Origin of the sequence: Polynucleobacter sp. AP-Elch-400A-B2 (genome assembly GCF_018688355.1) — a bacterium.
Classification (GTDB): domain Bacteria; phylum Pseudomonadota; class Gammaproteobacteria; order Burkholderiales; family Burkholderiaceae; genus Polynucleobacter.
On record NZ_CP061317.1, the window covers coordinates 1245917 to 1268310 of the forward strand.

Below are 22394 nucleotides of genomic sequence, written 5' to 3' on the forward strand. Positions count from 1 at the left end.
CGTGCTGCACTTTAAATTTTCGCGTTTGCGCGAGGATATTCCCTCCCTCCTAAAACTCGCTGGTCCATTACTGATTGGTCAGTTAGCAGTCATTGCCTTTGGTGTTTTAGATACTGCGATGACTGCGCGCTATTCTGCCGATGACTTAGCTGCTTTGGCGATGGCTTCCGCTATCTTTATCAGCATCTATGTTGGCCTTACCGGCGTGATCTCTGCCCTCGCCCCAATTGCTGGCCAACTCTTTGGTGCTGAGCGTTTTGACGAGATTGGTGAAGAAGTGCGTCAAGCCACCTGGCTCGCTCTTGGTCTCACCTTCTTAGGTACGGCAATCTTGCTCAATGCAGATTACTTGCTACAAATCTCTCGGGTAACGCCAGACATAGAGGGCAAGGCTAGGCTCTATCTGAATATCCTCGCGATTGGTTTACCCGCCAGTATGGCCATGCGCGTGCTCATGGCGCTTCACAATGCTGTGTCAAGACCAACCGTCATTACGGTAGTGCAACTGATTGGTTTGGGCTTAAAACTACCACTCAATCTCTTATTTATTTATGGCGGCTTTGGCATTGAGGGTATGGGCGGCCCAGGTTGCGCAGTAGCCACTGTCATCATCAGCTGGTTCTGGCTCATCATCACTCTGGGCTTTGTACTCTTTGATAATTTCTATAAGCCGTTCAAAATCTTTGCACGCTTTAGCTGGCCTGACTGGCATCGCATCTGGACTCTCCTGAAATTGGGTGCGCCAATTGGTTTTAGTTATCTAATTGAAGTGACCTCCTTCACCTTCATGTCGCTCTTTATTGCGCGTCTGGGTACCACCGCTCTAGCAGGCCATCAAATTGTGGCCAATATGGGAACGGTAATTTACATGGTGCCTTTGTCCTTATCGATTGCTACGATGACCCTAGTATCCCAATCGATTGGCGCAGATAAACAAGAACGTGCAGAAGAAATTGGCTGGTCATCTGTTTTCTTCACGACGACCTTGTGCGTTTTTATTGGTGTGATGGTATGGATTTTTAGAGTGACCTTGCTAGATCTTTACGACCCACCAGAAGAGGTGAAGGTATTTTCTATTCCACTCTTTTTGTTTATTGCTTTTTACCAACTCTTTGATGCTCTGCAAGTGACTGCCGCATTTATTCTGCGCGCCTATCGTATTGCCTTTTGGCCTATGCTGATTTATGCAGGTTCACTGTGGGGTGTTGGTTTAGGCGGCGGATACTTGATGGGCTTTAATGTCTTTGGCAATACCCCGGAGTTTTTACAAGGAGCCAATGGCTTTTGGGCTGGTAATAGCATCAGCTTAGGATTAGCTGCGCTCTTATTGCTTTACCTCTTTAGAAGAACGGCGGCACGCTTTGAGAAAACGCATCCGCCAGTTGAGGTTTAATTTCAGTAGATGTTTTACTGAATGGGTTTAAATCCACTGCTTGGAGGTCTGTAGTTAGGGCCACCTCCCTGGGATGGATAACTCGGCACCTGATTGCCTTTGGAGTACATACACTGCTGATAAGCGATGTTGTATTGCGCCTGAGCCTGATTTTGTTTGCCCGAAGAATTCATGGCGCCCATCGCTGCGCCGCCCAGTAAGCCAACACCAGCACCAGTACCAATGTTCTGACTACTACCACCCTGAATCACGGCACCCGCTGCTGCGCCTAAAGCAGCGCCGATAGCAGCACTGGTCGCACCTTCTTTTAAGGCAGCATTACTAGTATCTTTGATCGCATTTGCAGCAAATTCACGACACTGCTCATCGTCCTTCTGAAATACTTCAAAAGGTTTGCCTTCACGAGGCATGATCGCGATGGTTGGGCCAGTTGGCGCAGAGACACAAGCAGCTAAAGAGGCTAAAGAGCTAATGATGGCCAAAGTCAATACTGCACGTTTCATATTCATTTCCTAAATTGAGTCACTTAGTTAATTGGTTAATTTTGTCTGTACTGCCTGGTAGGCGCATTACCTGATGGCGGCATTGCTGGCTGAGTCTGCCAACCTGACGCACAACTTTGCACGTATGGGAAATATTGCTCACTAGCTTCACAGTAATACCAAACTGGCGCTTGAGGCTGGGAAGCTAAAACCATAGGTTGCTGAGGAGCTGCATAGCTCACTACGGGTGGCGCATAGTAAGCACCAGCGTAAGGGTAGCCGTAGCCAGGACCGTAATATCCGCCCCGCCAGCCTGGACCCCATCCACCGCCGTAACCAGGTCCATATGCTGCTGGACGCCAACCGCCACCATGGCCGCCGCCGTAACCACCCCCAACGGCGACCGACCAGCCGACATTACCTGCTTGAGCCGTTAATGGTGCAAGCGCTAGTAATCCAGCTGCCGTGAGGAGCGCTAGCATCACCTTAGTGATGCCAAATGGGTGTTGCAGTTGAACTGTATTCATAGTGGATCCCCTTAAATGGTCGCCTGCTACTATCTTTAACGCTTCATCCAAATCTAGGCTGACAGGAATTAGGTTTTTATTGAGATATTTATTACTTTGCTGCATTGAACTACTACTCTAATTTTGCGCCTGATTTGTAAATAACCCTACCCCATTTATTAGTCTCGGACTGAATCAACTTATTGAGCTCTTGAGTGCTTCCTGGTGCTGGCTCCAAACCACTGGCGCGAAGCTTGTTTTTGACTTCGGTGTGATTAAGAGTTTGGCGAGTCAGGGTATTTAAACGCTTTTGTAGGGCTGGAGGGAGATTTGCAGGCGCCATGAGAGAAAACCACGATGTGGCCTCAAATCCAGGTAAACCTTGCTCTGCCATAGTCAGAATCTCTGGAGCTGCTGGTGAGCGTTTTTGGGTCGTTACCCCTAAAGCCTGAACCTCTCCTGCTTTAATTAAAGGTAGTGATGAAGACAGGTTATCAAACAGCATAGAAATACGTCCGCTGAGGAGATCGGGCAAGGATTGGGCTCTACCTTTGTATGGAATATGACGAATTTGCACACCCGTCATTTCTTTAAAGAGTTCGCCAGACATGTGCAATGAAGTGCCAACACCAGAGGAGCCAAAAGTTAACTCATTAGGCTTAGCTTTGGCGAGCTCAATCAACTCATGGAGATTGTTGACGCCTAACTTCTTGTTCACCACCAATACATTGGGCGTACTCGCCAAAAAACTAATGGGCGTGAAATCGTTGATCGGATGAAAAGACAACTTGTCATAAAGAGCGCCGTTGATTGCATGGATGCCCACCGTACCGATGAGGAGTGTGTAGCCATCAGGCTCACTCTTTGCCACAAGGTCAGCGCCAATATTGCCACCGTAGCCGGGACGATTTTCTACTAGTACTGGCACACCAAGACTTTTTTGCCAGCTCTCAGCCAGTACACGCGCCAAAATATCGGGGGCTCCACCGGGCGTAAAGGTCACCACTATTTTGATAGCCTGTTTAGGCCAAGCAGTATCGGTTTTGATTATTTGGGATGTGGCAGGGCCAGTAAGGCCTAAGCAAAAAAGCAGAGCTACAAGATACTTCACGGAAGCCGACTTAAAAACCAAAACGCGTACGCAACCAAATCCATCCCTCATATTTAACGGGATCGTCAGTACAAGAGCCAATGCCACACTCCAACAGAGTGGAAGCTAAGTTAGCAAAGACTAAAACAATAAATAGAATAATTAATGTATTGGCACACAGTGATCGTGAGCGCACGTCTCGGTTAGGTAACATCAATAAAATTGCTAATCCTGCAATGAGGCCAAGGTAAGCCAGAAAAGCCCAGGTATAAAAGTGCAGCTCTAAAAAGGTTACTCCAAATCCTTTATCTCCCGGCAACACATGCAAGAGTACCTGGCGCAATGAAACCATCATGCCAACCAATCCGCCAATAATGCCCCAGCCGTAATGAGCGGAATGCGCTCCACAACGAATATTGAGCACTAGTGCAAAGCCGATAATGATAAAACCCATACGCTGCATAAGACAGAGTGGGCATGGCAATGCACCGAAATACAGTTGGTCGACAAAGGCATAAGACAACATGCCAATAATCACAGCTAAAGCCAGCTGGTTGCCAAGACCCGCCAAAGAAGAAAAAGATTGCTTACTCATCTTCTTTAGAAATTGAGATTGAGATGACTGTTGGCATGAATACGGAACCAGAATATCAAAATGCCGACAGTAATAGCAAGTACAAATAGGCCTGCCAGACGTTTCTCAAACCATACAAGGACAAGACCGATAAAGGCTGTCAGAAAAGGTAGAAACATATACATGAATGAATTCTATCGCAGGTCGATCCAGAGTTAAAAACAAGTGCCTCAAAGGGTCTTTTGTATAGAATGAGACTATGAAATCCAACCCACCTTGTATTGACCTAAAGCTGGATGGGTCTATTGCCCGAATCACCTTCAATAATCCTGCTACACGCAATGCCTTAACGTGGCCTATGTATGAAGAACTCAAGAGAATTTGCGATGCGATAGCTAATACGCCAGAGATCAGGGTGGCTATTTTTAGGGGTGCCGGTGACAAAGCCTTTGTATCAGGCAGCGACATACAGCAATTTGTAGATCTTCAAAAAGATGAGGCCTATGAAGTTGCGGTGGATGCTATTTTTCACCCTCTCCAACATTTGCCGATTCCGACAATTGCACTCATCGAAGGATTGGCAGTGGGCAGTGGCTTACTCATTGCCACTGCATGTGATTTCAGAATATCGGTTGATGATGCGCGCTTTGGTATTCCAATTGCAAAAACTTTAGGTAACTGTCTATCGCCTAGCAATCTATCTTGGATCGCTTATCACTTGGGCGTGCCAATGGTGAAGCGCATGCTACTGAGTGCAGAGCTCATTAAAGCGCCTGAGTTACTGAGCTCAGGCTACCTCTACCAGACTACTTCACCTGATGCCATTACAGAAGTAACTGAAGTCTTGGCTAGCAAACTAGCAGCGCTTGCACCAATTACGCAAAAGGCAAGCAAACTCACTTTAGCGCGCTTGATGGAGAGTAACTTACCGGATTGCACTGAACTTATGAGAGAGACGTACAACAGCGTTGACTTCAAAGAAGGAGTGAATGCCTTCCTTAAAGGACGCCCACCTCAGTGGCTTGGTAAGTAAAGATTGGCGACGAGTCACCTTATCGATGACCGCCTGATTTAGGATTTCGAGTTTAAGAAATCTACTACTGTCTGAATAAAAATATCTGGTGATTCAATGTGGGGAATATGCCCAACATTATCCAAAGGCACTAACTTGGCATTCGGAATCGCCTGCGCTGCTTTACGACCTAGCTCAGGATAATTACCCAAGGACTTCACTGCTTCAGGCGGAGCAAAGCGGCGACCAAATACGGTTCTGTCTTTCTGGCCAATCACTAGCAATACCGGCATCTTTAATTGAGGTAAGTCACCCACTACTGGCTTTTCAGCAATCATCTGATAAGTTAACACTGAGGTCTTTGCATAGGCTGGGTAGTCAGGTCCTTTTTGAATCCTGACATACACCTCTACAAACTGCTCAAAGCTTGGCTGCCAAACTGGAAAATAAGACTGCAAGAAACGGCGATAGCTGGTTTCTGTTTGTGCCATTTCTAGCTTGAGTAGGTTGTCATTCGTTTGTGGCGGGATATCTTTGCTGTAGTCCTCAAGGCCCAATGGGTTTTCTAAGGCCAGCTTCTGGACAGTTTTAGGATAGAGGCGTGCAAACCGAATGCCCACCATGCCACCCATCGAGTTAGCAATTACTGAGGTCTTGCTAATACTGAGCGATTTCAACAGAGCTTGTGTGTTCTGAGCAAGGTCATCAAAGTGATATGCAACATCTGGCTTGGAAGATTTTCCAAAGCCAATCTGATCCGGAGCAATGACTCGATAGCCTGCTGAAGTCAACCCTTTGAGCGTAGGCGCCCAATAATCGCTTGAGAAGTTCTTCCCATGAAATAAAACTACTACACCCTTCTGCTGACCAACTGCAGGCACGTCCATATAAACCATGGTGGCAGACTGACCCTGAAGGGAGGTTTTAAATTCTTTAGTGGGATAAGGATAAGGCCAAGCACTGAGGCGTAAATCTAAAGGACTTGCATTGGCATAGCGACTGGGTGGTGGCGCTTCCACTTTAGACTGATCAACTGATGTACACGCTGAGATGAAGACTCCGCTCACACACAGCACTAAAGCTATTCCTAGTGTCTTTATTTTCATCTCCGCCCCATTGTCTCTTTGAACTATTTAGTCTAATTAAACGATCTTGATTTTTAGAGGGCTTAAACCTTCAACCGATCCCTCAAGTACATCACCTTTCTTTACAGGACCTACGCCTGCAGGTGTGCCAGACATAATTAAATCGCCTGGCTCCAGCGTAAATAAAGTAGAGAGGTATGCAATGGTGTCGGGAATATTCCAAATCAATTGGTTTAAGTCGCCTTCTTGGCGCACTTCACCGTTGACCAAGAGTTTGACTGTCCCTTTAGCGGGATGGCCAAACTGAGTGGCAGGTGTCAGCGCCGCACATGGCGCGGATTGATCAAATGCCTTGCCGGTATCCCAAGGGCGACCCATTTTTTTAGCTTCGCCTTGCAAGTCACGACGAGTCATATCCAAACCAACTCCGTAACCATAAACATGTTCTAACGCTTTATCCGCAGAAATGTTCGCGCCACCCTTACCAATCGCAACGACCATCTCAATCTCATGATGCACATCATTTGACAGGTTTGGATATTGCATATCTTTACCGTCAGTAACAATCGAGTTGGCCGGCTTCATAAAAAAGAATGGCGGCTCACGATCAGGGTCATGACCCATCTCACGAGCATGATCAGCATAATTACGCCCAACGCAATAGATGCGATTCACAGCAAAACGGCGGGTATCGCCTACTACAGGTAGTGATGGAACGATAGGTGGATCGATAACGTATGTAGTGCTCATATATGACCTTTGTAATGGATATCTAATTTCTTAAACATTCTGATCTGAATAAATGATGATATTACTTGAATGGATGTCATTACTGCCGCTTGCTACGGAGCTTGAGCATTAAGATGCTCAGAGCCAAGGCAAAGGTCAAGGCGTTAGCCAGAATCAAAGGCCACTTCTCAATAATCAGACCATAGATAAGCCACAAACCTACCCCAGCGGTAAACAAGCTATACATACCCACTGAGATCCCAGAAAGATCTCGGGTACGCCAGGATTGAATGGCCTGAGGTAAAAAGGCAATGGTAGTTAAAAATGCAGCGCAATAACCAATGATCTCAATCTGGTGTGGCAATAAATTCATGTATTTACTGCTTTTTATTTAAGCCGGCCTTACGCGCTTCAATTTCTTTATTGATAGCTGCTAGGGTTTTTGCATCAGGAGTCTTCCAGTTACCACCTGCCTCATTGACCATGTAAGCCACTGCGTCTGCAAATCCTTCGACTGTGAGATTGGGGTTACCACCTTTTGCAGGCATTCCTCTCACGCCAACATAACCGTGTGCAGTGAGGGTGACCTGACCTTCGGCAATCAATGGGGCCCACTGAGCTTTATCACCAAACTTAGGAGCCTTTAGAACGCCAGCGCTATGGCAGGCCGCGCAGACTTGCTTATAGGTATTCTCACCAGGCTCAGCAAAGGCAGCTAACGGGGAGAAGAAACAAGCGGCAAGAATATAGGGGCGAAGTAGCGATTTCATGGAAAGTCTCTTTGAGATAAGTGGGTACATCTCATAATTTATCTCATTTTCAGACGTCGCACTCGTTTGGGCTCCCGGCACTTAAAGCCAACCCGCAATCTGCCGCTTTAATCCAATCGACTTATAGCCCGGACTGGCGCTAGATAGAACGCGAATTTTCCGAATGAGTTTTGCAAAATCCGTATTCAGACTAAGGTCCTTATTCATTGCCAGAAAGAAGATTTCGTCTTTCAATTGAATGAAATCCAAGCCATTCTCCAATGCAATGCTTTTGACGCCCATACCGGCATCCGCTTTTTTAGCCAATATCGCCGTAGCAATTGCAGAGTGGGTGAACTCTTCATTTTCGTAGCCCTTGATGCCGTGTGCGTCAATACCCTCTTTAGCCAGAATGGTATCTAGGAGTAGGCGCGTACCGGATCCCTTCTGGCGATTGATGAAGCGTACTTTCGGTTTCGTTAAATCTTTAGCTGAAATAATATTGAGAGGATTTCCTTTAGCCACCAAAAGACCTTGTACACGCTTCATCACAGGGAATATTTGCATGCCATCTTTTTGCAGTCGCTTAGAAATAATCAAAGAACTTTGTGGATCTGAAACGTGGTAGCCGGCAATATCAACTTCATAGTTCAGCAGACGCTCCAGGGCCTCACCAGATCCAGCAGTAATAAGTTCGAAGCCGCCAATATTTAAAACCGCTTTTTGAATCATCGGATCACTGCTACTAGCAAAGCGCCATTGTTTTTTGGCCTTCACTCTAAACTGAGCAAAACCTTCTTCTAAGTGAGAGAGGCTAGATTGCCCCAATCGTATGGTCTTTTGATCGAAGTCTTCGGTAAATTGAATCAAGTATCTTGCGTATTCAGATAATTGGGAGCCATGCCCCCTCACACGATCAATGAGCTTAAAACCTAAAGCCAGCTCAACTTCATTAAGTTTTTGCCAAATATTTCTATAAGAAAGCCCCTTCTTTTTGCAGGCAGACATCAGCGTTTTGCCGTGATCAATATCCTTTAATAAGGCGGTTAACCACACCAAATCGACTACAGCTGGATCTTTAGCATTCTTACTTCCAAAAACTAGGGTTGGTCGGATCTGAATTCTCATATGTAATTTTTTGCATATTGATGTTTTGTATCATAACAAATCTTAACCGAACCGAACCAATGGAGCGCAATTCAAATGACATTCTCATTCAAGCAATTACTGGTAAACGCCATTACCGCACTTTTGCTTGTAGGTAGCTCAGCTTACGCGCAAGAGAAAAGTATTGTCGTTTCCTCAACCACCTCCACAGAGCAATCTGGTCTTTTTGGTTTTATCTTGCCAATCTTCAAAATGAAGAGCGGGATTGATGTCAAGGTAGTTGCTGTTGGAACTGGACAAGCTCTAGACATTGGACGTCGGGGCGATGCTGATGTTGTTTTTGTTCATGACAAACCTGCTGAAGAAAAGTTTGTTGCTGAGGGCTTTGCCACAAAACGTATTGAAGTCATGTACAACGACTTCGTTTTAATTGGACCTAAATCAGATCCAGCCAAAATCGGTGGTGGCAAGGACATCAAAGTCGCATTTCAAAAGATTGCTACAGCTCAGGCACCATTTGTATCGCGTGGTGATAAGAGTGGTACACATGCGGCTGAATTACGTTACTGGAAAGATGCCGCTGTCACGGTAGCTCCAAGCGCCTGGTACAAAGAAACTGGCTCAGGTATGGGTCCAGCCTTAAATACGGCTTCCGCAATGAATGGCTATATCTTGGCTGATCGCGCCACTTGGCTTTCTTTTAAGAACCGTGGTGATTTGACAATCCTGGTTCAAGGCGATCCAAAGCTATTTAATCAATATGGCGTGATGTTAGTTAACCCAGCTAAGTTCCCGCATGTAAAAAAAGCCGAAGGCCAAGAATTCATTGATTGGATTACTTCTAAAAATGGTCAAGACGTGATTGCCAGCTATCAAATTGGTGGCGAGCAACTCTTCTTCCCGAATGCTAAGAAATAATAGAGCCGAATACATTGCTTCAATTAAGACACAAGGCCCGCAATGCGGGCCTTGTACTTTACTTCTTCAGCATTTGCTAATGCTAAATTCAATATTACATGCTTACTTCTTTGGTGTTACGAAACCAATTACTGTATCGTCAACAAACTCCACCAATATGTCATCACCAGCTTTAAATTTCTCAAGACCTAAAACGCTTTGATCCACTTTCACTTTTTGCTTCTCACCTGATGGCAATGTGAAAGTCACGATACGAGTCTTTGCATCGATCGTAGTAATTTTGACAGTTGCATAAACAGTATCCGTAGTCTCTTCAAATGGCTTAGCTGAACCTTTGCCAGAAATGACAACCGCACGGACACCTGAAACGCCTGGCTTAGCATCCTTGGGAGCTGCAACCAAACCAACTGCAATTGCTTGAGCGTGTTCAACTACAAATAGATCGCCCTTCTTTACTTTATCCAAATCATTGACTTGCTTAGATACGTTCATTTGAGCTAAGTTACCGTTCGCATCCTTAAGAACTACGATGCGCTTCTTTGCGTCCACTGAATCAACAGTAGCAGTCAATACAACTGCTTCGGCTGCCAAAGGCAACATCTTTGCAGGAGTTTGAGCAAATACCGAACCTGCAGCAAGCAAACCGAGTGAAGCAACTAATGTAGCTAGTAAAGATTTCTTCAAGATAACTCCTAGATAAAGGTTTTAAGGGATGCCAATCTCTGACACCACCGATTCATTCTAACCATGAAGTGAGTTACTTTTAAGTCTTAGAGATCATATTTACGGCTTTGATGGGTGCAATTTGCTACATTAGAAGCGTTTATGACTCATTCGCAGATCCCTATTGTGATCCTGATTAAAACTTGGCAGGATGCCAAGCAAGATGCTTACCCCATTCGAAAGCGCGTCTTTATCGAGGAACAAGGCGTGCCCGAAGAGATGGAGCTTGATGAATTCGACCTCCATGCTAGGCATGCGCTTGCCTATGTAGACTCAGAATGCATCGGTACAGCTCGCCTAGTTACCCTCCCCGGGAATCTTGGGAGAATTGGACGTATGGCGGTATTGCCAAGGTATCGGGGGCAAGGTATTGGCAGGCAACTACTGGAGACTTTGTTGAAAGTATCCCAATCTCAGGACATCAAACAAGTAGAGTTACATGCACAGGTGTCTGTAATCCCGTTTTACGAGCAATTTGGGTTTATTGCACAAGGCGATATTTACGATGAAGCAGGCATCCCACATCGCGATATGATTCTACATATTCAACAGTATTGAAATTACCATGACTCAAACAAATCACCCGCCCTTCCTTTTTCGTGTTTGCTACTCCGATACCGATGCAGCAGGCTTTGTGTATCACGCGCGTTATTTAGAGATCTTTGAGCGCAGTCGCTCAGAATGGCTTCAGCAAAGAGGTTTAAGCCCAACAAAATTGGTAAATGAGTTTGGCATTCTTCTGCCCGTTCGAGAACTCACGATGAACTTTCATAGGCCGGGGCGCTTGGATGATCTTTTAAGTATTGATCAGGTCATTGAACATCGAGGTCGTACTCAAATTGCAGTCAAGCAAACTGCTAAGCGGATTGTTACAGGTAGCGAGCCAGAGCTGATTGCCAGCGCTGTTCTGCATATTGTTTGTGTTGATACCACCACCCTTAAACCTAAGGGCCTTCCTGATTGGCTGTTTGCAGCCGATCAATAAGATCTCAATTGAGGAGCATGCATGCAAGAAGGAAAATTACTGAGCTTTGTGAAAGGTCTTGCGACGCTACTGGAAACTCATCCGAGTGAAGAGATCATTTTTTCCAAGGGTAAAAAACTTTTAGAAAACTTAATTCAGTCGGATGACTGGCTGTCAGAGGAATTTTGTAAACCACATCCACAGTATTACCAGCAATACTTGCTGTACGCAGATCCATTGGATCGCTTTTCAGTAGTGAGCTTTGTATGGGGTCCTGGTCAAAAGACGCCACTGCATAACCATACCGTCTGGGGAATGATTGGGCAGTTACGCGGTCAAGAACGTGGCGCCAACTATTACCGCCAGCCTGATGGCAGCTATCAAGCTGGTGAATCTTGTATTTGCGAGCCCGGTCAAGTGGCTACCGTATCCCCCAGCACACATGACATCCATGTAGTTGAGAACGCCTTGAGCGACCAAACCTCTATCAGCATCCATGTTTATGGTGGAAATATTGGCCGTATCGAACGAGCTGTATTTGACCCACTTACAGGTGCAGAGAAATTATTTATCTCGGGATATGCCAATTCTGTAACGCCAAATCTTTGGAGTGCTGCCCGATAGCTTAAAATAGCGACTCTTTCTGCAAACACTGCAAGTGTGGCAGCTCACCCCATTGGCCGGGATAGTCGTTTAATTGAATACGGGCCAATATTTAATTGGCTCCTATGTTATTTACAGATCTTGGTTTATCAGAACCCATTCTTCGCGCGATTAGCGAGGAAGGCTATACCAGCCCTACCCCCATTCAAGCAAAATCGATTCCCGCTGTATTGAAGGGTGGAGATTTACTCGCCGCCGCTCAAACTGGTACCGGTAAAACTGCCGGCTTTACCCTACCAATCCTGCAGCGCTTAAGTAGTACAGCCCAGACTGGTGGCAAGCGTCAATTACGTGTCTTGATTTTAACCCCCACTCGCGAACTCGCTGCTCAGGTTCAAGAATCCGTCGTGACCTACGGCAAATATACTGGCCTCAAATCGACTGTTATTTTTGGTGGTGTTGGCGCTAACCCCCAAATCAAAGCCATTGCTGCAGGACTTGATATCTTGGTAGCAACACCGGGTCGTTTGCTTGATCTCATGTCACAGAACTGTGTCTCACTTGCCAATATAGAAATTCTGGTTCTGGATGAAGCTGATCGCATGCTAGACATGGGCTTCTTACGAGATATTAAAAAGATCTTGGCGGCATTACCAAAGCAACGTCAGAACTTACTGTTTTCAGCGACCTTCTCTACCGAGATTAAAGCCCTAGCTGATGGCCTGCTGAATTCACCAGCATTAATTGAAGTGGCGCGGAGCAATAGCACCAATGACGCTATCGCTCAGCTGATCCATCCAGTCGATAGAAACCAGAAACACCCTTTGTTAGCGCATCTGATTAAAACGAATCAGTGGCAGCAGGTTCTCGTGTTTACTCGTACAAAACATGGTGCTAATAAATTAGTGACTCAGCTAGAAAAAGATGGCATCACCGCTATGGCGATTCATGGCAATAAGAGTCAAAGTGCTCGCACCAAAGCTTTAGCAGAATTTAAGGATGGGAAAATCACTGTTTTAGTAGCTACTGATATTGCTGCGCGCGGTATCGATATTGATCAACTACCCCACGTTGTGAACTACGACCTACCAAACGTTTCCGAGGATTATGTTCACCGCATTGGCAGAACTGGCAGAGCTGGCTCAAACGGAGTTGCGGTCTCTTTAGTCTGCGTTGACGAGCATGAGATGCTTCGAGATATCGAAAAACTGATTAAGCAAAAGCTACCGCAAGACGTCATTGCTGGATTTGAGCCAGATCCGAATGCCGTGGCACAACCAATCCAATTGCGAAGCCAGCAACACCAACAATCCAGAAAGCCTCGACCGGGCAATGCTGGTGGCGGTAATGGCGGAGCCAGGCCTGCAGCTAAACGCAGTAGCCCGCCCAAACGTAGCTTTAATCGATAAATGTAGAGTATGAGAAGGGCTGCAGTTAACGGCTCAATCTCAATCTACCTTTAGATTAAACACGCTGGAGAAGTCGAGCTGCCCATTGCCGGCCTTACTGTGGACTTCGTAGAGTCTGCGGGATAACTCTCCAAGTGGGACGCTCGCATCCAAATCACTTGCATTCTCAGTGGCTAAGCCGAGATCTTTCAACATCAGATCTACGCCAAAGCCACCCGCATAGCCTTTTGAGGATGGCACGTTCTCCATGACCCCAGGACAAGGGTTATAGAGCTCTAAGGTCCAGTTGCGCCCAGAGCTCTTAGACATGATGTCCGAGAGCACCTTCGGGTCCATGCCGTTAGCTATGCCCAGGCGCAATGCCTCGCTCGTACCGAGCATCTGGATGCCCAAGAGCATGTTGTTGCAGACCTTCACGGTTTGGCCGCTGCCGCTCGCACCTGCATGGAAAATATTCTTACCCATCTTCTCTAACAATGGTCGAGCCCGATCAACATCAACACTATCTCCACCCACCATGAAGGTTAAGGTTCCAGCCTGGGCACCGGCGGTTCCGCCGGATACGGGCGCATCCATCATGGCAAAGCCCTTGGCTTTTGCTTGGGCAGCCACAGCTTGCGATACCTTAGGAGAAATCGTGGAGCAGTCAATGAGTAAAGACTTGGGATTGGCCACAGTAAGCAAGCCAGAATTACCTAGGTACAAAGCCTCGACATGTCGTGAAGCCGGCAGCATGCTAATAATGACATCCGCATCAAGAGCAGCGTCGGATGCGCTGGGTACGGAAACTCCTCCGCCAGCCTTAAACGCATCTAGTTGAGCCTGAACGAGATCAAATCCCTGAACCCGATGACCTGCTTTTACTAAATTGAGGGCCATAGGAAGACCCATATTGCCCAAACCTAAAAATGCGACTTTCATATACGCCCCGTATGCAATAGTAAAGTTCTAATATCTCACTATAGCTTGCTAATACACTAGCTTGATTAATTTTTGGAGAATGAAATGGCTATTAAGGTAATTGGTCTTATTCAGCTAAATGATCTTGAGGCATTTGAGGAATACCGCTCACAAGTGGGGGATACAGTAAGCCTCTATCAGGGCAAGATCATCTCTCGTGGATCGCTCAATACTGTTTTATGGAATGAATTGAAGTGTGATTCCTTTAGCACCTTTGTAGAGCTAGAGTTCCCAGATCTAGAGCAATCAGAATCATGGGCCAATAGCCCAGAGTATCAAAACTTACTAGCGATTCGCAGTAAAGCGATGAAGCTCACTTTATTTTCTGTCAGCCTATAAAAATAAAGCCCGGCTCCTTGTGGGGGCCAGGCTGAATTCAATTTAAGTTAAGAAGAGTTACTTCTTAGCTTCCATAGCTTCTTTGGTAGCAGTAATTTCTTTGCGACGCTCTTTGCATGCGCCAGCAATTTCTTGCAAGGCTTTGCGAGCGCGAGCAGCAGATGCCTTGACACCCTTTTCAATAAACTTTTCGTTTTCTGCTTTGTAAGTTTCAAACGCAGCCAACAATGTATCGTGTTGTGACATCTTGTCTCCTAGATCTTTAATTAAAGTTTGAGTAATGAGCTCGAAAATAGTATATCCCCATAAAAAGCGGGGAATTCTAGGTATACCCCTAGGGATAACTCTTATACAGCCCAAATCCTCGAAAATGAAAAAAACCATTAAAAACAAGGGAAAAATAGGTGAAAAGCAGAAAAACCTTTTTTACGGACTGGCGCTTTAAATGAGCAAACATGAGCTCTCTAGGCCCGTTAAGCCCCCCATCTTGCAGGACATAAACACCCCACCAATGTCATGTAAGAATTACACACCTCCATTGGATTTACGCCTAAATTAACCACCCCAATCAATACAGAAAAGAATGATGTCCATTAAAAATCAAGATTATGCATTTGTCCGCAATAAGCTCCTTAAAAAAGAAGAAATCGCCCTATTAGATGTTCGCGAGGAAGATCCTCATGCACAAGAGCATCCTTTGTTTGCTGCCAATCTTCCGCTATCACGGATTGAGCTTGATGCACTGAGTAAGCTTCCTAGAAAAGATGTGCCCATTGTTACGCTTGATGATGGTGAGGGACTTGCGCAATTGGCAGCAGAAAGACTCTCCAAGCTTGGCTATGTAGATGTTTCAGTGTTTGCAGGCGGTGTTACAGCATGGAAGGCTGCTGGCGGAGAGGTCTTTAAAGATGTGAATGTTCCCAGCAAATCCTTTGGTGAATTCGTGGAATCTAAGCGACACACTCCCTCCCTATCAGCGCAAGAAGTAAAGAAGTTAATTGATGCCAAGGAAGATGTAGTCGTTGTAGATGTACGTCGCTTTGATGAATATCAAACCATGAGTATCCCGACAGGTATTAGCGTCCCTGGTGCCGAATTAGTTTTACGCCTTCCAGAATTAGCACCAAATCCCAAGACGAAGATCATCGTCAATTGCGCAGGAAGAACACGCAGTATTATTGGCACTCAATCGCTCATTAATGCCGGCATCCCAAATGAAGTCAATGCATTGCGCAATGGAACGATTGGCTGGACCTTAGCTGGTCAAGAATTAGATAAAGGTCAAAGTCGTAAATTTAAAGAGGTAAGTGAAAGTACTGCCGCCACAGCTGCTGAGCGCGCACGCAGCGTCGCTGATCAGGCTGGGGTGAAGCGAGTGAAGCTTGCCGATATCGAGCAATGGAAATCTCAGACGGAACGAACTACCTATTTCTTTGACCCAAGAACGCCTGAAGAATATGAAGCCGGCCACCTACCAGGATTTAGGTCAACGCCCGGCGGGCAATTAGTTCAAGAGACCGAAATGGTAGCGCCTGTTCGTGGTGCACGCATCGTGTTATCCGATCCGGCTAGCGTGAGAGCTAATATGCCAGCCTCATGGCTCGCCCAGATGGCATGGGATGTCTATGTGATTGATGACATCAAAGCAGTTGATCTGATGGAGAAAGGAGTCTGGATTGCGCCTCAGCCACAAACACCACCTATCCAGATGGTGGATGCGAATACGGCTGCATCATGGTTAAAAGAGGACGCCAAGACAATTTGCATCGATCTCAGTACCCACGCAAATTATGTCAAAGGCCATGTTCCTGGTAGTTGGTTTGCACTACGCTCTCAGTTTGCTAACGCTCTGAAAAATCTTCCCATAGCAAATCGCTACATACTCACTAGCACTACAGGTGACTTAGCTGTATTTGCTGCTCAAGAAATTCAATCTCTCGTTCAATCCCTTGCTCCTCAAGCGGAAGTATTCGTATTGACTGGAGGCAATGCAGCATGGATCAAGGCTGGCCTGGATATTGAAAAAGGCGCTACGCATTTAGCATCACCCCCAATGGATCGCTACAAACGACCATATGAGGGGACTAGCGTTGATCCCGCAGCGATGCAGGCCTACTTAGATTGGGAATTTGGTTTGGTAGAGCAGCTTGGCAAGGATGGCACTCATCACTTCTGGGTCCTCTGATAATAGTGATGAACAGAGCAAGCGCCCTCTTGATATTGACTTTAGGACTCTCAGCTTGTGGGCGAGAAACCTACACTACCTGGTCGTGTACAGATAGCGCTGGGAATAAATCTCCGATGATTCTGAAAAAAGCGCAGATGCAGTTTCAGGATCGCCAATACGACTACTGTGGAAGCCTTGGCCCTCTGAGTTATTTTGACCTGAAATGCCCTGCTCAAATACAGGACTCCAGCAATATCTTTACGACCAGCTCAGGCAAACTCGTCAGCAACACAAATGAATTTCAGTGCAATGAGCTCTAAAGAACAAAATCTTCTTAGCCCCAAAAAACTCCTGCTGAGCAAATGGACGGCAGTAAAACCAAGTCATAAGCGGAAACACTTTTTAGTCAGCAAAGTCATCCTGCCCGAGTTACCAGAAGCGGCCATTGAGTTTGTCGAGCTAGAAGCTGTTTTTGATCAGCACTCTCAAATCATTCCTTGGCGCGAGCTCAAGGATATCGATACCTGGTTACAGGGCTGGGTATAAAAAAGCCACCCATTCGGGTGGCCGTCAATCTTGCGTAGTGTTTGGCTACTTAGAATTCTTCTTGGAATTCGAAGATTTTCTCAAATGCTCCTCAATATTTTTCTCTGCAGTATCAGCAACTTGATTCACAATTTTTCGCCCTTCTTTGAACATCTTCTGCCCAGCAGTTGACATGTCATGAACAACTTTAGATAACTTATCAGCATGTCCTGGCAATTTACCTTCAACATCCTCAAGCCAGTTCACCAAAGAGCTGCGAACTTTCTCTAAATGCTTTTCAGTTCCGTCAGCCGCGTCATCGCCGATATCCTTGAGAACAGATTTCACTTTCTTTTGATAAACGGTCGCGCGTTTTGCAGCTTCCTGGGTAGCTAACTCCTGAAGCTCTTTGAGCTTAGCGAGGTCATTTTTGGCGGCAGACTTAACGCTCTCCATGGCATTTTTCATGCCCCACTGAATTTCTTCAAGATGATGCTCGCTCAGATCTTTAGCGGCATCCAGTAATTTATGAGAGTAGGCAAATAACTCCTTCGCCTTCTCTTGTTGCCATGCTTGAATGTCTTTCTTGTCCATTACAACCCCCCTTTAAGTTAAATAAACATAACAGTGAAATTAAAAACTGACAGTTCCACTCTATACCCAATTTAAAGACTTGCCAATTGCTTGCTTTAATAGCATTAAAATTAAGCTATGAGTGACAGAAAAAACCTATACGAGACGATTGGCGGCGCTGCAAAGCTTGAAGAGTTGGTGGATCGTTTCTATGATTTGATGGCCTTAGAAGAGGCCTTTAAAGACTTGAGAGCATTACATTCTGAAGATCTATCGAACTCGAGAGATAAGCTCAAACTCTTTTTATCAGGCTGGATAGGCGGCCCAGACGTCTACTCTCCAAAGCATGGCCACCCCATGCTACGCGCACGGCACTTACCATTCAAGATTGGTCTCAAAGAACGTAATCAATGGTTAGCCTGTATGTATCGCGCGATAGAAGACTGCGGAATTGATAGTCAAATTGGCGCCCAGCTAGAAGAGTCTTTTTTTAATACTGCTGACTGGATGAGAAATCAGCCAAACTAAACAACTTATTGAAGTGTTAGGAACTCTTTAGATCGATTGAGCGCAAGCAAAACCGCTAGCCCAGGCCCACTGGAAGTTATGGCCCCCAAGATGCCCCGTGACATCGACACATTCGCCAATGAAATATAAACCTGGATGATTTCGGGCCATCATGGTTTGACCGTCAAGCTCTTTGGTGTCTACACCGCCCAACATCACTTCGGCCTTTTTCCAACCCAGCGTTCCAGCTGGCTTTACCGACCAATTGGTAATGAGCTCTTTAAGTGACTGACGATCCTTTTTAGAAACCTCAGCCCATTTTTTACCTAGAAGGTTTTTCTGCTCAGCAAATGCTTTTGCTAGGCGCAATGGCATCACTGAAGCTAAGATATTTTCTGTCAGCTTGAGGCGGTTATCTTCATGATTAAATAATTCATCGCAAGTAAATTGGCCATGAGCCTCTACTGCACCCAACCAATCAACATGAATTTCCTCACCTTCGACCCAGTAACTACTAGCCTGTAAAACTGCGGGTCCGGAGAGGCCCTTATGCGTTAAGAGTAGATCCTCGTTAAAGCGACACGCGCCATAGCGCTTCCCCTTAGAGCCTGCCGCAATACGCACCGGCAAGCTTAGGCCAGATAATTCAATCAGGTTATCAAACTCACCAGATGTAAACGAGAGCGGCACTAGTGCAGGACGCGGATCCACAATCTTCAATCCGAATTGCTTGGCAATATCCAAAGAATATGCCGTTGCGCCAATCGCTGGGACTGGCAGACCACCTGTTGCCATTACCAATGATTTGGCTCGCTCTTCACCAGCATTGGTTTTAACAATCCATTCTCCAGCTACATTTGAAATCGACTGCACTGAAACTGGATGACGGATATCGACATGACCTTTAGCGCATTCCGCAAGCAACATCTCGATTATTTGCTTTGCTGAATCATCGCAAAATAACTGACCCTGATGTTTCTCGTGATACGCAATGCGATAAGACTGTACTAACTTGATAAATTCCTTTGCGGGATAGCGCGCTAAGGCGCTTTTTGCAAAATGGAGATTTTGGGATAGAAAATTAGCTGGACTGCTATGCAAGTTGGTGAAATTACATCTTCCCCCACCACTAATCCGAATTTTCTCGCACAAGACATCAGCATGGTCGAGTACCAAGACCTTCTTGCCTAACTGACCAGCAATACCAGCGCAAAAGAGTCCAGCAGCTCCACCGCCAATGATGATGGCATCCCATGCCTTACTCATATTTTGCCCATGCCTTACTTAAAGCGCTCAATGACTTCAGGCGCCATCTTCAGTTTTTGCATATGCAATCGGGTATAAGCCTGACGAAAATTCTTGGTCATGGAGATCATGACGGATGCGGTCCAGGCAAAGGCAAACATTCCCGAAAAGGCAATGATGATTGCTAGCATCTTCCAGCCACTCGGCAAGAGATCATCCATAAAACCCATTGCTGTATAGGTGCTGCCGCTGAACAAGATGCTCTCACCTAAATTCGGTAAAAGATTAAATACTCGAAGTGAGATACCCCAGAGAATGATCTCAAAGATGTGAGTCAGGAATAAACACAGCACACTGACATAAAACACGAAAGCTACTGAGGAATACTTGTACTCCGATAAGTATAAAAATGACTTCACTTCATAGCGCTTGGCAATTTGGAGCAAAGCAAACCCATGTACCAACATCACAATGAGGAGCATAGCGATGCCAAACAAGTAGGCTGGTAAATCTAGCTCGGAAGTAAGGGTAACGGTATTAGTAATGGACATGATCTTTAGAGGGCTATCTTACAGTTCTTATGGGTCATCTTAGGCTAATTGATACCAGTCTCGAATGACTGCCCAAGCCTCCTCAGCTGTCTCAACAAAATGGAGTAGCTCCATGTCCACCTGATCTATTACACCATGGTTCAACATCTCCTTGAAATTGATCACTTCTTGCCAGAATGATTTCCCCACCAGAATGATTGGAAAACGCTCGACCTTTTTTGTTTGCATTAAGGTCAGCACTTCAAAAAGCTCATCAAATGAACCAAAGCCGCCTGGGTAGGCCACAATCGCTCTTGCCCTGAGCATGAAATGCATTTTCCGTATAGCGAAGTAATGAAAGCGAAAACTTAAACCCGGAGTCAGGTAAGGATTGGGGTGCTGCTCTCTTGGCAGGCTGATATTGAAACCAATGGATTTATCGCCTGCTTCAAATGCACCACGATTAACAGCCTCCATAATTCCGGGGCCTCCACCAGTAGCGATATGTAACTTATTGCGAGCTTCAGATTGGGTGGCGTTATAACCCGCAACGATTGTCCCGAATTCTCTAGCTGAGTCATAGTACTTACAGTGTAGTAAAGCCCGTTTTGCCTCTGCTTTGGCATCGGGTGTTTTGGCGCTCTTCTCTAATTCTTGGGCCGTTTGACAGCTTACAAAACGGGTTGAACCAAACACGGTGATGGTATGCTCAATACCGTGCTCATGTAACAAGATCTCTGGCTTGAGTAACTCCAACTGAAAGCGTAGACCTAGAGTTTCACGGCGCGCCAAAAAGGCCGGATCATCAAATGCAAATCTATAGGAATCATCAGAATCGCTTTCTGCTAACTGGCTTTTCTGAAGCTTTAAAAAATCAGTAATAGTTTGGGAGTTGTTCAGAGGGAGTCTTGGGCTCATATAAACCTTTATTTCAACCTTTAAAAAATAGCTCATCTTCAAATCAGCAAACACGCAAGCCCTAGGATACAAGCTCAGAATTAGTATTACTACCTAGAATATTGCATTAATTTCACATCTAGGGCTTATTCGGATATACCGCCTGTGCTTCAAGAGTTAATATTGGAAGACATTAACCAACCCGAAGGAAAAGCAATGAGCAATCGTTCAATTATCATCATGGTACTGGTATTAATTGGTGCCACAGCCTATTTACTCCTCAAAGGCGACGGCGACATTGATATGGGTGGTGAGAAGCATGGTGCTGAGGCGGTTCATGTAGAGGAAGCAAAGAAGGTTGCTCCTGCTCCTGCCGCACCCGCAGAAGCTCCTGCAGCTGACGCTAAGAAATAATCTCTCCTTGAGAAGAATAAGCCGCGGTTCGCCGCGGTTTTTTTGTACCGATTTATTTGCCCTTACCCTTTTATGAAAAAAATACTTGGATGCAGTCTGCTGTTCATAAGCCAGTTAGTTTTGGCTGAAACACCGAATACAGTACTGAGTAAATCCATCGATAAGGCCATGCTCACATCTTTCGCACCGACCGGCACACTTCGTGTTGGTATTAACCTCGGCAATCCAGTTTTAGCAGGCTCAATTGATCAGAGTGCGCCTCAGCCTAAGGGCGTAACGATAGATATTGCCCATGAAATTGGCAGGCGGTCCGGTCTACCAGTTGAGCTCGTCTCCTTTAAAAGCGCTGGAGCCACAGTGGAAGCCCTGAAAGCCAATCAGCTTGATCTCATCTTTGTTGCCATCGATCCTGTTCGTGGTGCAGACATTAGTTATACCCCCGCCTATATCCAAATTGAGGGAGCTTATATGGTCAAAACCTCCTCCCCTATACAGAGCAATGAAGAGGTTGACGCTGCTGGGAATGAGATTGTGGTTGGCAATGCTAGTGCCTATGACCTTTATCTAAAACGTGAAATTAAAAAAGCTACCCTGCTTCGGTCAATCAACTCTCAATCGGTCGTTGATGACTTTATGAGCGGAAAAGGCAATGTTGCTGCAGGAGTGAAACAACAGCTAGAGGCGGATTCAAAGCGATATAGCAATGTACGCATGCTGCCGGGTAGATTTATGGTGATTCATCAGGCAATGGGAGTACCAAAATCACGCGCTGAGTTCGAAAAAATAACTCTCTATTTAAGCAACCTCGTTGCAGAATTAAAGACTTCGGGTTTTATCGCCAACTCCATGAAAAAACATGGCATCGAAGGCGCTAAGGTAGCAGAGTAAAAAAG

General features: G+C 45.8%; 31 protein-coding genes. 14 read left to right on the forward strand and 17 right to left on the reverse strand.

The window, feature by feature from the left end; translation table 11 throughout:
* Nucleotide 1 precedes the first annotated feature (1 nt).
* On the forward strand, nucleotides 2-1393 hold the full coding sequence (locus tag FD977_RS06405; protein WP_215304275.1) for an MATE family efflux transporter: 1392 nt from the start codon (nucleotides 2-4) through the stop codon (nucleotides 1391-1393).
* Between the two features lie 14 nt (nucleotides 1394-1407).
* Here FD977_RS06405 and FD977_RS06410 read toward each other — a convergent pair whose 3' ends face one another.
* From FD977_RS06410 to FD977_RS06430, 5 genes are all read right to left on the reverse strand, one after another.
* Nucleotides 1408-1896 carry a glycine zipper family protein gene (locus FD977_RS06410; RefSeq protein WP_215304276.1) on the reverse strand — a complete coding sequence of 163 codons (489 nt, stop codon included), beginning with the start codon at nucleotides 1894-1896 and terminating at the stop codon, nucleotides 1408-1410.
* Nucleotides 1897-1931: 35 nt separating this feature from the next.
* Nucleotides 1932-2402 (reverse strand): hypothetical protein, encoded by a 471-nt coding sequence (locus tag FD977_RS06415; RefSeq protein ID WP_251369444.1) that lies wholly within the window; start codon nucleotides 2400-2402, stop codon nucleotides 1932-1934.
* A 112-nt stretch (nucleotides 2403-2514) separates the two neighbouring features.
* Complete coding sequence (locus FD977_RS06420) at nucleotides 2515-3492, reverse strand: tripartite tricarboxylate transporter substrate binding protein (protein ID WP_251369445.1); 978 nt, start codon at nucleotides 3490-3492, stop codon at nucleotides 2515-2517.
* 10 nt (nucleotides 3493-3502) lie between these two features.
* A complete protein-coding gene (locus FD977_RS06425; RefSeq protein WP_215304277.1) occupies nucleotides 3503-4066 on the reverse strand; it encodes a disulfide bond formation protein B in 564 nt (187 codons plus the stop codon).
* A 5-nt stretch (nucleotides 4067-4071) separates the two neighbouring features.
* Nucleotides 4072-4230: a DUF5993 family protein gene (locus tag FD977_RS06430; protein WP_215304278.1), complete on the reverse strand. Its 159-nt coding sequence runs from the start codon at nucleotides 4228-4230 to the stop codon at nucleotides 4072-4074.
* A 74-nt stretch (nucleotides 4231-4304) separates the two neighbouring features.
* Between FD977_RS06430 and FD977_RS06435 the strand changes: the two genes are divergently transcribed.
* Nucleotides 4305-5078 (forward strand): enoyl-CoA hydratase/isomerase family protein, encoded by a 774-nt coding sequence (locus FD977_RS06435; protein WP_215304279.1) that lies wholly within the window; start codon nucleotides 4305-4307, stop codon nucleotides 5076-5078.
* 38 nt (nucleotides 5079-5116) lie between these two features.
* Here FD977_RS06435 and FD977_RS06440 read toward each other — a convergent pair whose 3' ends face one another.
* The 5 genes from FD977_RS06440 to FD977_RS06460 form a co-directional block, all read right to left on the reverse strand.
* Nucleotides 5117-6163, reverse strand: a complete 1047-nt coding sequence (locus FD977_RS06440) for an alpha/beta fold hydrolase (protein WP_215304280.1) — start codon at nucleotides 6161-6163, stop codon at nucleotides 5117-5119.
* A gap of 36 nt (nucleotides 6164-6199) precedes the next feature.
* On the reverse strand, nucleotides 6200-6892 hold the full coding sequence (locus tag FD977_RS06445; RefSeq protein WP_215304281.1) for a fumarylacetoacetate hydrolase family protein: 693 nt from the start codon (nucleotides 6890-6892) through the stop codon (nucleotides 6200-6202).
* A gap of 79 nt (nucleotides 6893-6971) precedes the next feature.
* Nucleotides 6972-7244, reverse strand: coding sequence for a SemiSWEET transporter (locus tag FD977_RS06450; protein WP_215304282.1), 273 nt, complete (start codon nucleotides 7242-7244; stop codon nucleotides 6972-6974).
* Between the two features lie 4 nt (nucleotides 7245-7248).
* Nucleotides 7249-7641: a cytochrome c5 family protein gene (locus tag FD977_RS06455; RefSeq protein WP_251369446.1), complete on the reverse strand. Its 393-nt coding sequence runs from the start codon at nucleotides 7639-7641 to the stop codon at nucleotides 7249-7251.
* Nucleotides 7642-7722: 81 nt separating this feature from the next.
* Entirely contained in the window at nucleotides 7723-8748 is a 1026-nt protein-coding gene (locus FD977_RS06460; protein ID WP_215304284.1) for a substrate-binding domain-containing protein, read from the reverse strand.
* Nucleotides 8749-8823: 75 nt separating this feature from the next.
* Here FD977_RS06460 and FD977_RS06465 point away from each other — a divergent pair, with 75 nt between their 5' ends.
* Nucleotides 8824-9645, forward strand: a complete 822-nt coding sequence (locus FD977_RS06465) for a substrate-binding domain-containing protein (RefSeq protein WP_215304286.1) — start codon at nucleotides 8824-8826, stop codon at nucleotides 9643-9645.
* Nucleotides 9646-9747: 102 nt separating this feature from the next.
* On the opposite strand, the gene FD977_RS06470 is transcribed toward FD977_RS06465, so the two are convergent.
* Entirely contained in the window at nucleotides 9748-10329 is a 582-nt protein-coding gene (locus FD977_RS06470) for a hypothetical protein (RefSeq protein WP_251369447.1), read from the reverse strand.
* A gap of 141 nt (nucleotides 10330-10470) precedes the next feature.
* On the opposite strand from FD977_RS06470, the gene FD977_RS06475 reads away from it, so the two are divergent.
* From FD977_RS06475 to FD977_RS06490, 4 genes are all read left to right on the forward strand, one after another.
* Nucleotides 10471-10926, forward strand: a complete 456-nt coding sequence (locus tag FD977_RS06475) for a GNAT family N-acetyltransferase (protein WP_215304288.1) — start codon at nucleotides 10471-10473, stop codon at nucleotides 10924-10926.
* A gap of 7 nt (nucleotides 10927-10933) precedes the next feature.
* Nucleotides 10934-11353, forward strand: coding sequence for a YbgC/FadM family acyl-CoA thioesterase (locus tag FD977_RS06480; protein WP_215304289.1), 420 nt, complete (start codon nucleotides 10934-10936; stop codon nucleotides 11351-11353).
* A gap of 21 nt (nucleotides 11354-11374) precedes the next feature.
* Nucleotides 11375-11956, forward strand: coding sequence for a hypothetical protein (locus FD977_RS06485; RefSeq protein WP_215304291.1), 582 nt, complete (start codon nucleotides 11375-11377; stop codon nucleotides 11954-11956).
* Nucleotides 11957-12060: 104 nt separating this feature from the next.
* The gene (locus FD977_RS06490) at nucleotides 12061-13344 is read left to right on the forward strand and encodes a DEAD/DEAH box helicase (protein WP_215304292.1); all 1284 of its coding nucleotides are present in this window, start codon (nucleotides 12061-12063) and stop codon (nucleotides 13342-13344) included.
* Between the two features lie 39 nt (nucleotides 13345-13383).
* Here FD977_RS06490 and mmsB read toward each other — a convergent pair whose 3' ends face one another.
* Nucleotides 13384-14265, reverse strand: coding sequence for a 3-hydroxyisobutyrate dehydrogenase (mmsB, locus tag FD977_RS06495; protein WP_215304293.1), 882 nt, complete (start codon nucleotides 14263-14265; stop codon nucleotides 13384-13386).
* A gap of 84 nt (nucleotides 14266-14349) precedes the next feature.
* Here mmsB and FD977_RS06500 point away from each other — a divergent pair, with 84 nt between their 5' ends.
* Nucleotides 14350-14643, forward strand: coding sequence for a DUF1330 domain-containing protein (locus FD977_RS06500; RefSeq protein WP_215304294.1), 294 nt, complete (start codon nucleotides 14350-14352; stop codon nucleotides 14641-14643).
* Between the two features lie 57 nt (nucleotides 14644-14700).
* Here FD977_RS06500 and FD977_RS06505 read toward each other — a convergent pair whose 3' ends face one another.
* Nucleotides 14701-14889, reverse strand: coding sequence for a hypothetical protein (locus tag FD977_RS06505; protein WP_015421310.1), 189 nt, complete (start codon nucleotides 14887-14889; stop codon nucleotides 14701-14703).
* A 340-nt stretch (nucleotides 14890-15229) separates the two neighbouring features.
* Here FD977_RS06505 and FD977_RS06510 point away from each other — a divergent pair, with 340 nt between their 5' ends.
* The 3 genes from FD977_RS06510 to FD977_RS06520 are packed head-to-tail and all read left to right on the forward strand — an operon-like array spanning nucleotide 15230 to nucleotide 17356.
* Nucleotides 15230-16828, forward strand: a complete 1599-nt coding sequence (locus FD977_RS06510) for a rhodanese homology domain-containing protein (protein WP_215307078.1) — start codon at nucleotides 15230-15232, stop codon at nucleotides 16826-16828.
* Nucleotides 16829-16836: 8 nt separating this feature from the next.
* The gene (locus tag FD977_RS06515; RefSeq protein WP_215304295.1) at nucleotides 16837-17130 is read left to right on the forward strand and encodes a hypothetical protein; all 294 of its coding nucleotides are present in this window, start codon (nucleotides 16837-16839) and stop codon (nucleotides 17128-17130) included.
* Nucleotides 17120-17356: a TIGR02450 family Trp-rich protein gene (locus FD977_RS06520; RefSeq protein WP_215304296.1), complete on the forward strand. Its 237-nt coding sequence runs from the start codon at nucleotides 17120-17122 to the stop codon at nucleotides 17354-17356. Before FD977_RS06515 ends, FD977_RS06520 begins: the two co-directional genes overlap by 11 nt.
* A gap of 45 nt (nucleotides 17357-17401) precedes the next feature.
* Here FD977_RS06520 and FD977_RS06525 read toward each other — a convergent pair whose 3' ends face one another.
* Nucleotides 17402-17929: a hypothetical protein gene (locus FD977_RS06525; protein ID WP_215304298.1), complete on the reverse strand. Its 528-nt coding sequence runs from the start codon at nucleotides 17927-17929 to the stop codon at nucleotides 17402-17404.
* Nucleotides 17930-18046: 117 nt separating this feature from the next.
* Between FD977_RS06525 and FD977_RS06530 the strand changes: the two genes are divergently transcribed.
* Nucleotides 18047-18436, forward strand: coding sequence for a group II truncated hemoglobin (locus FD977_RS06530; protein WP_215304299.1), 390 nt, complete (start codon nucleotides 18047-18049; stop codon nucleotides 18434-18436).
* Nucleotides 18437-18463: 27 nt separating this feature from the next.
* Here the strand turns inward: FD977_RS06530 and FD977_RS06535 are convergent, their stop codons facing one another.
* From FD977_RS06535 to FD977_RS06545, 3 genes are read right to left on the reverse strand one after another with little or no spacing between them, the layout of a single operon-like run.
* Nucleotides 18464-19681, reverse strand: coding sequence for an aminoacetone oxidase family FAD-binding enzyme (locus tag FD977_RS06535; protein ID WP_215304300.1), 1218 nt, complete (start codon nucleotides 19679-19681; stop codon nucleotides 18464-18466).
* A 14-nt stretch (nucleotides 19682-19695) separates the two neighbouring features.
* A complete protein-coding gene (locus tag FD977_RS06540) occupies nucleotides 19696-20211 on the reverse strand; it encodes a hypothetical protein (RefSeq protein WP_215304301.1) in 516 nt (171 codons plus the stop codon).
* A gap of 39 nt (nucleotides 20212-20250) precedes the next feature.
* Nucleotides 20251-21108: an LOG family protein gene (locus FD977_RS06545; protein ID WP_215304302.1), complete on the reverse strand. Its 858-nt coding sequence runs from the start codon at nucleotides 21106-21108 to the stop codon at nucleotides 20251-20253.
* 195 nt (nucleotides 21109-21303) lie between these two features.
* Here FD977_RS06545 and FD977_RS06550 point away from each other — a divergent pair, with 195 nt between their 5' ends.
* On the forward strand, nucleotides 21304-21501 hold the full coding sequence (locus tag FD977_RS06550; RefSeq protein WP_215304303.1) for a hypothetical protein: 198 nt from the start codon (nucleotides 21304-21306) through the stop codon (nucleotides 21499-21501).
* Between the two features lie 72 nt (nucleotides 21502-21573).
* Nucleotides 21574-22389, forward strand: a complete 816-nt coding sequence (locus FD977_RS06555; RefSeq protein ID WP_251369448.1) for an ABC transporter substrate-binding protein — start codon at nucleotides 21574-21576, stop codon at nucleotides 22387-22389.
* Nucleotides 22390-22394 lie beyond the last annotated feature (5 nt).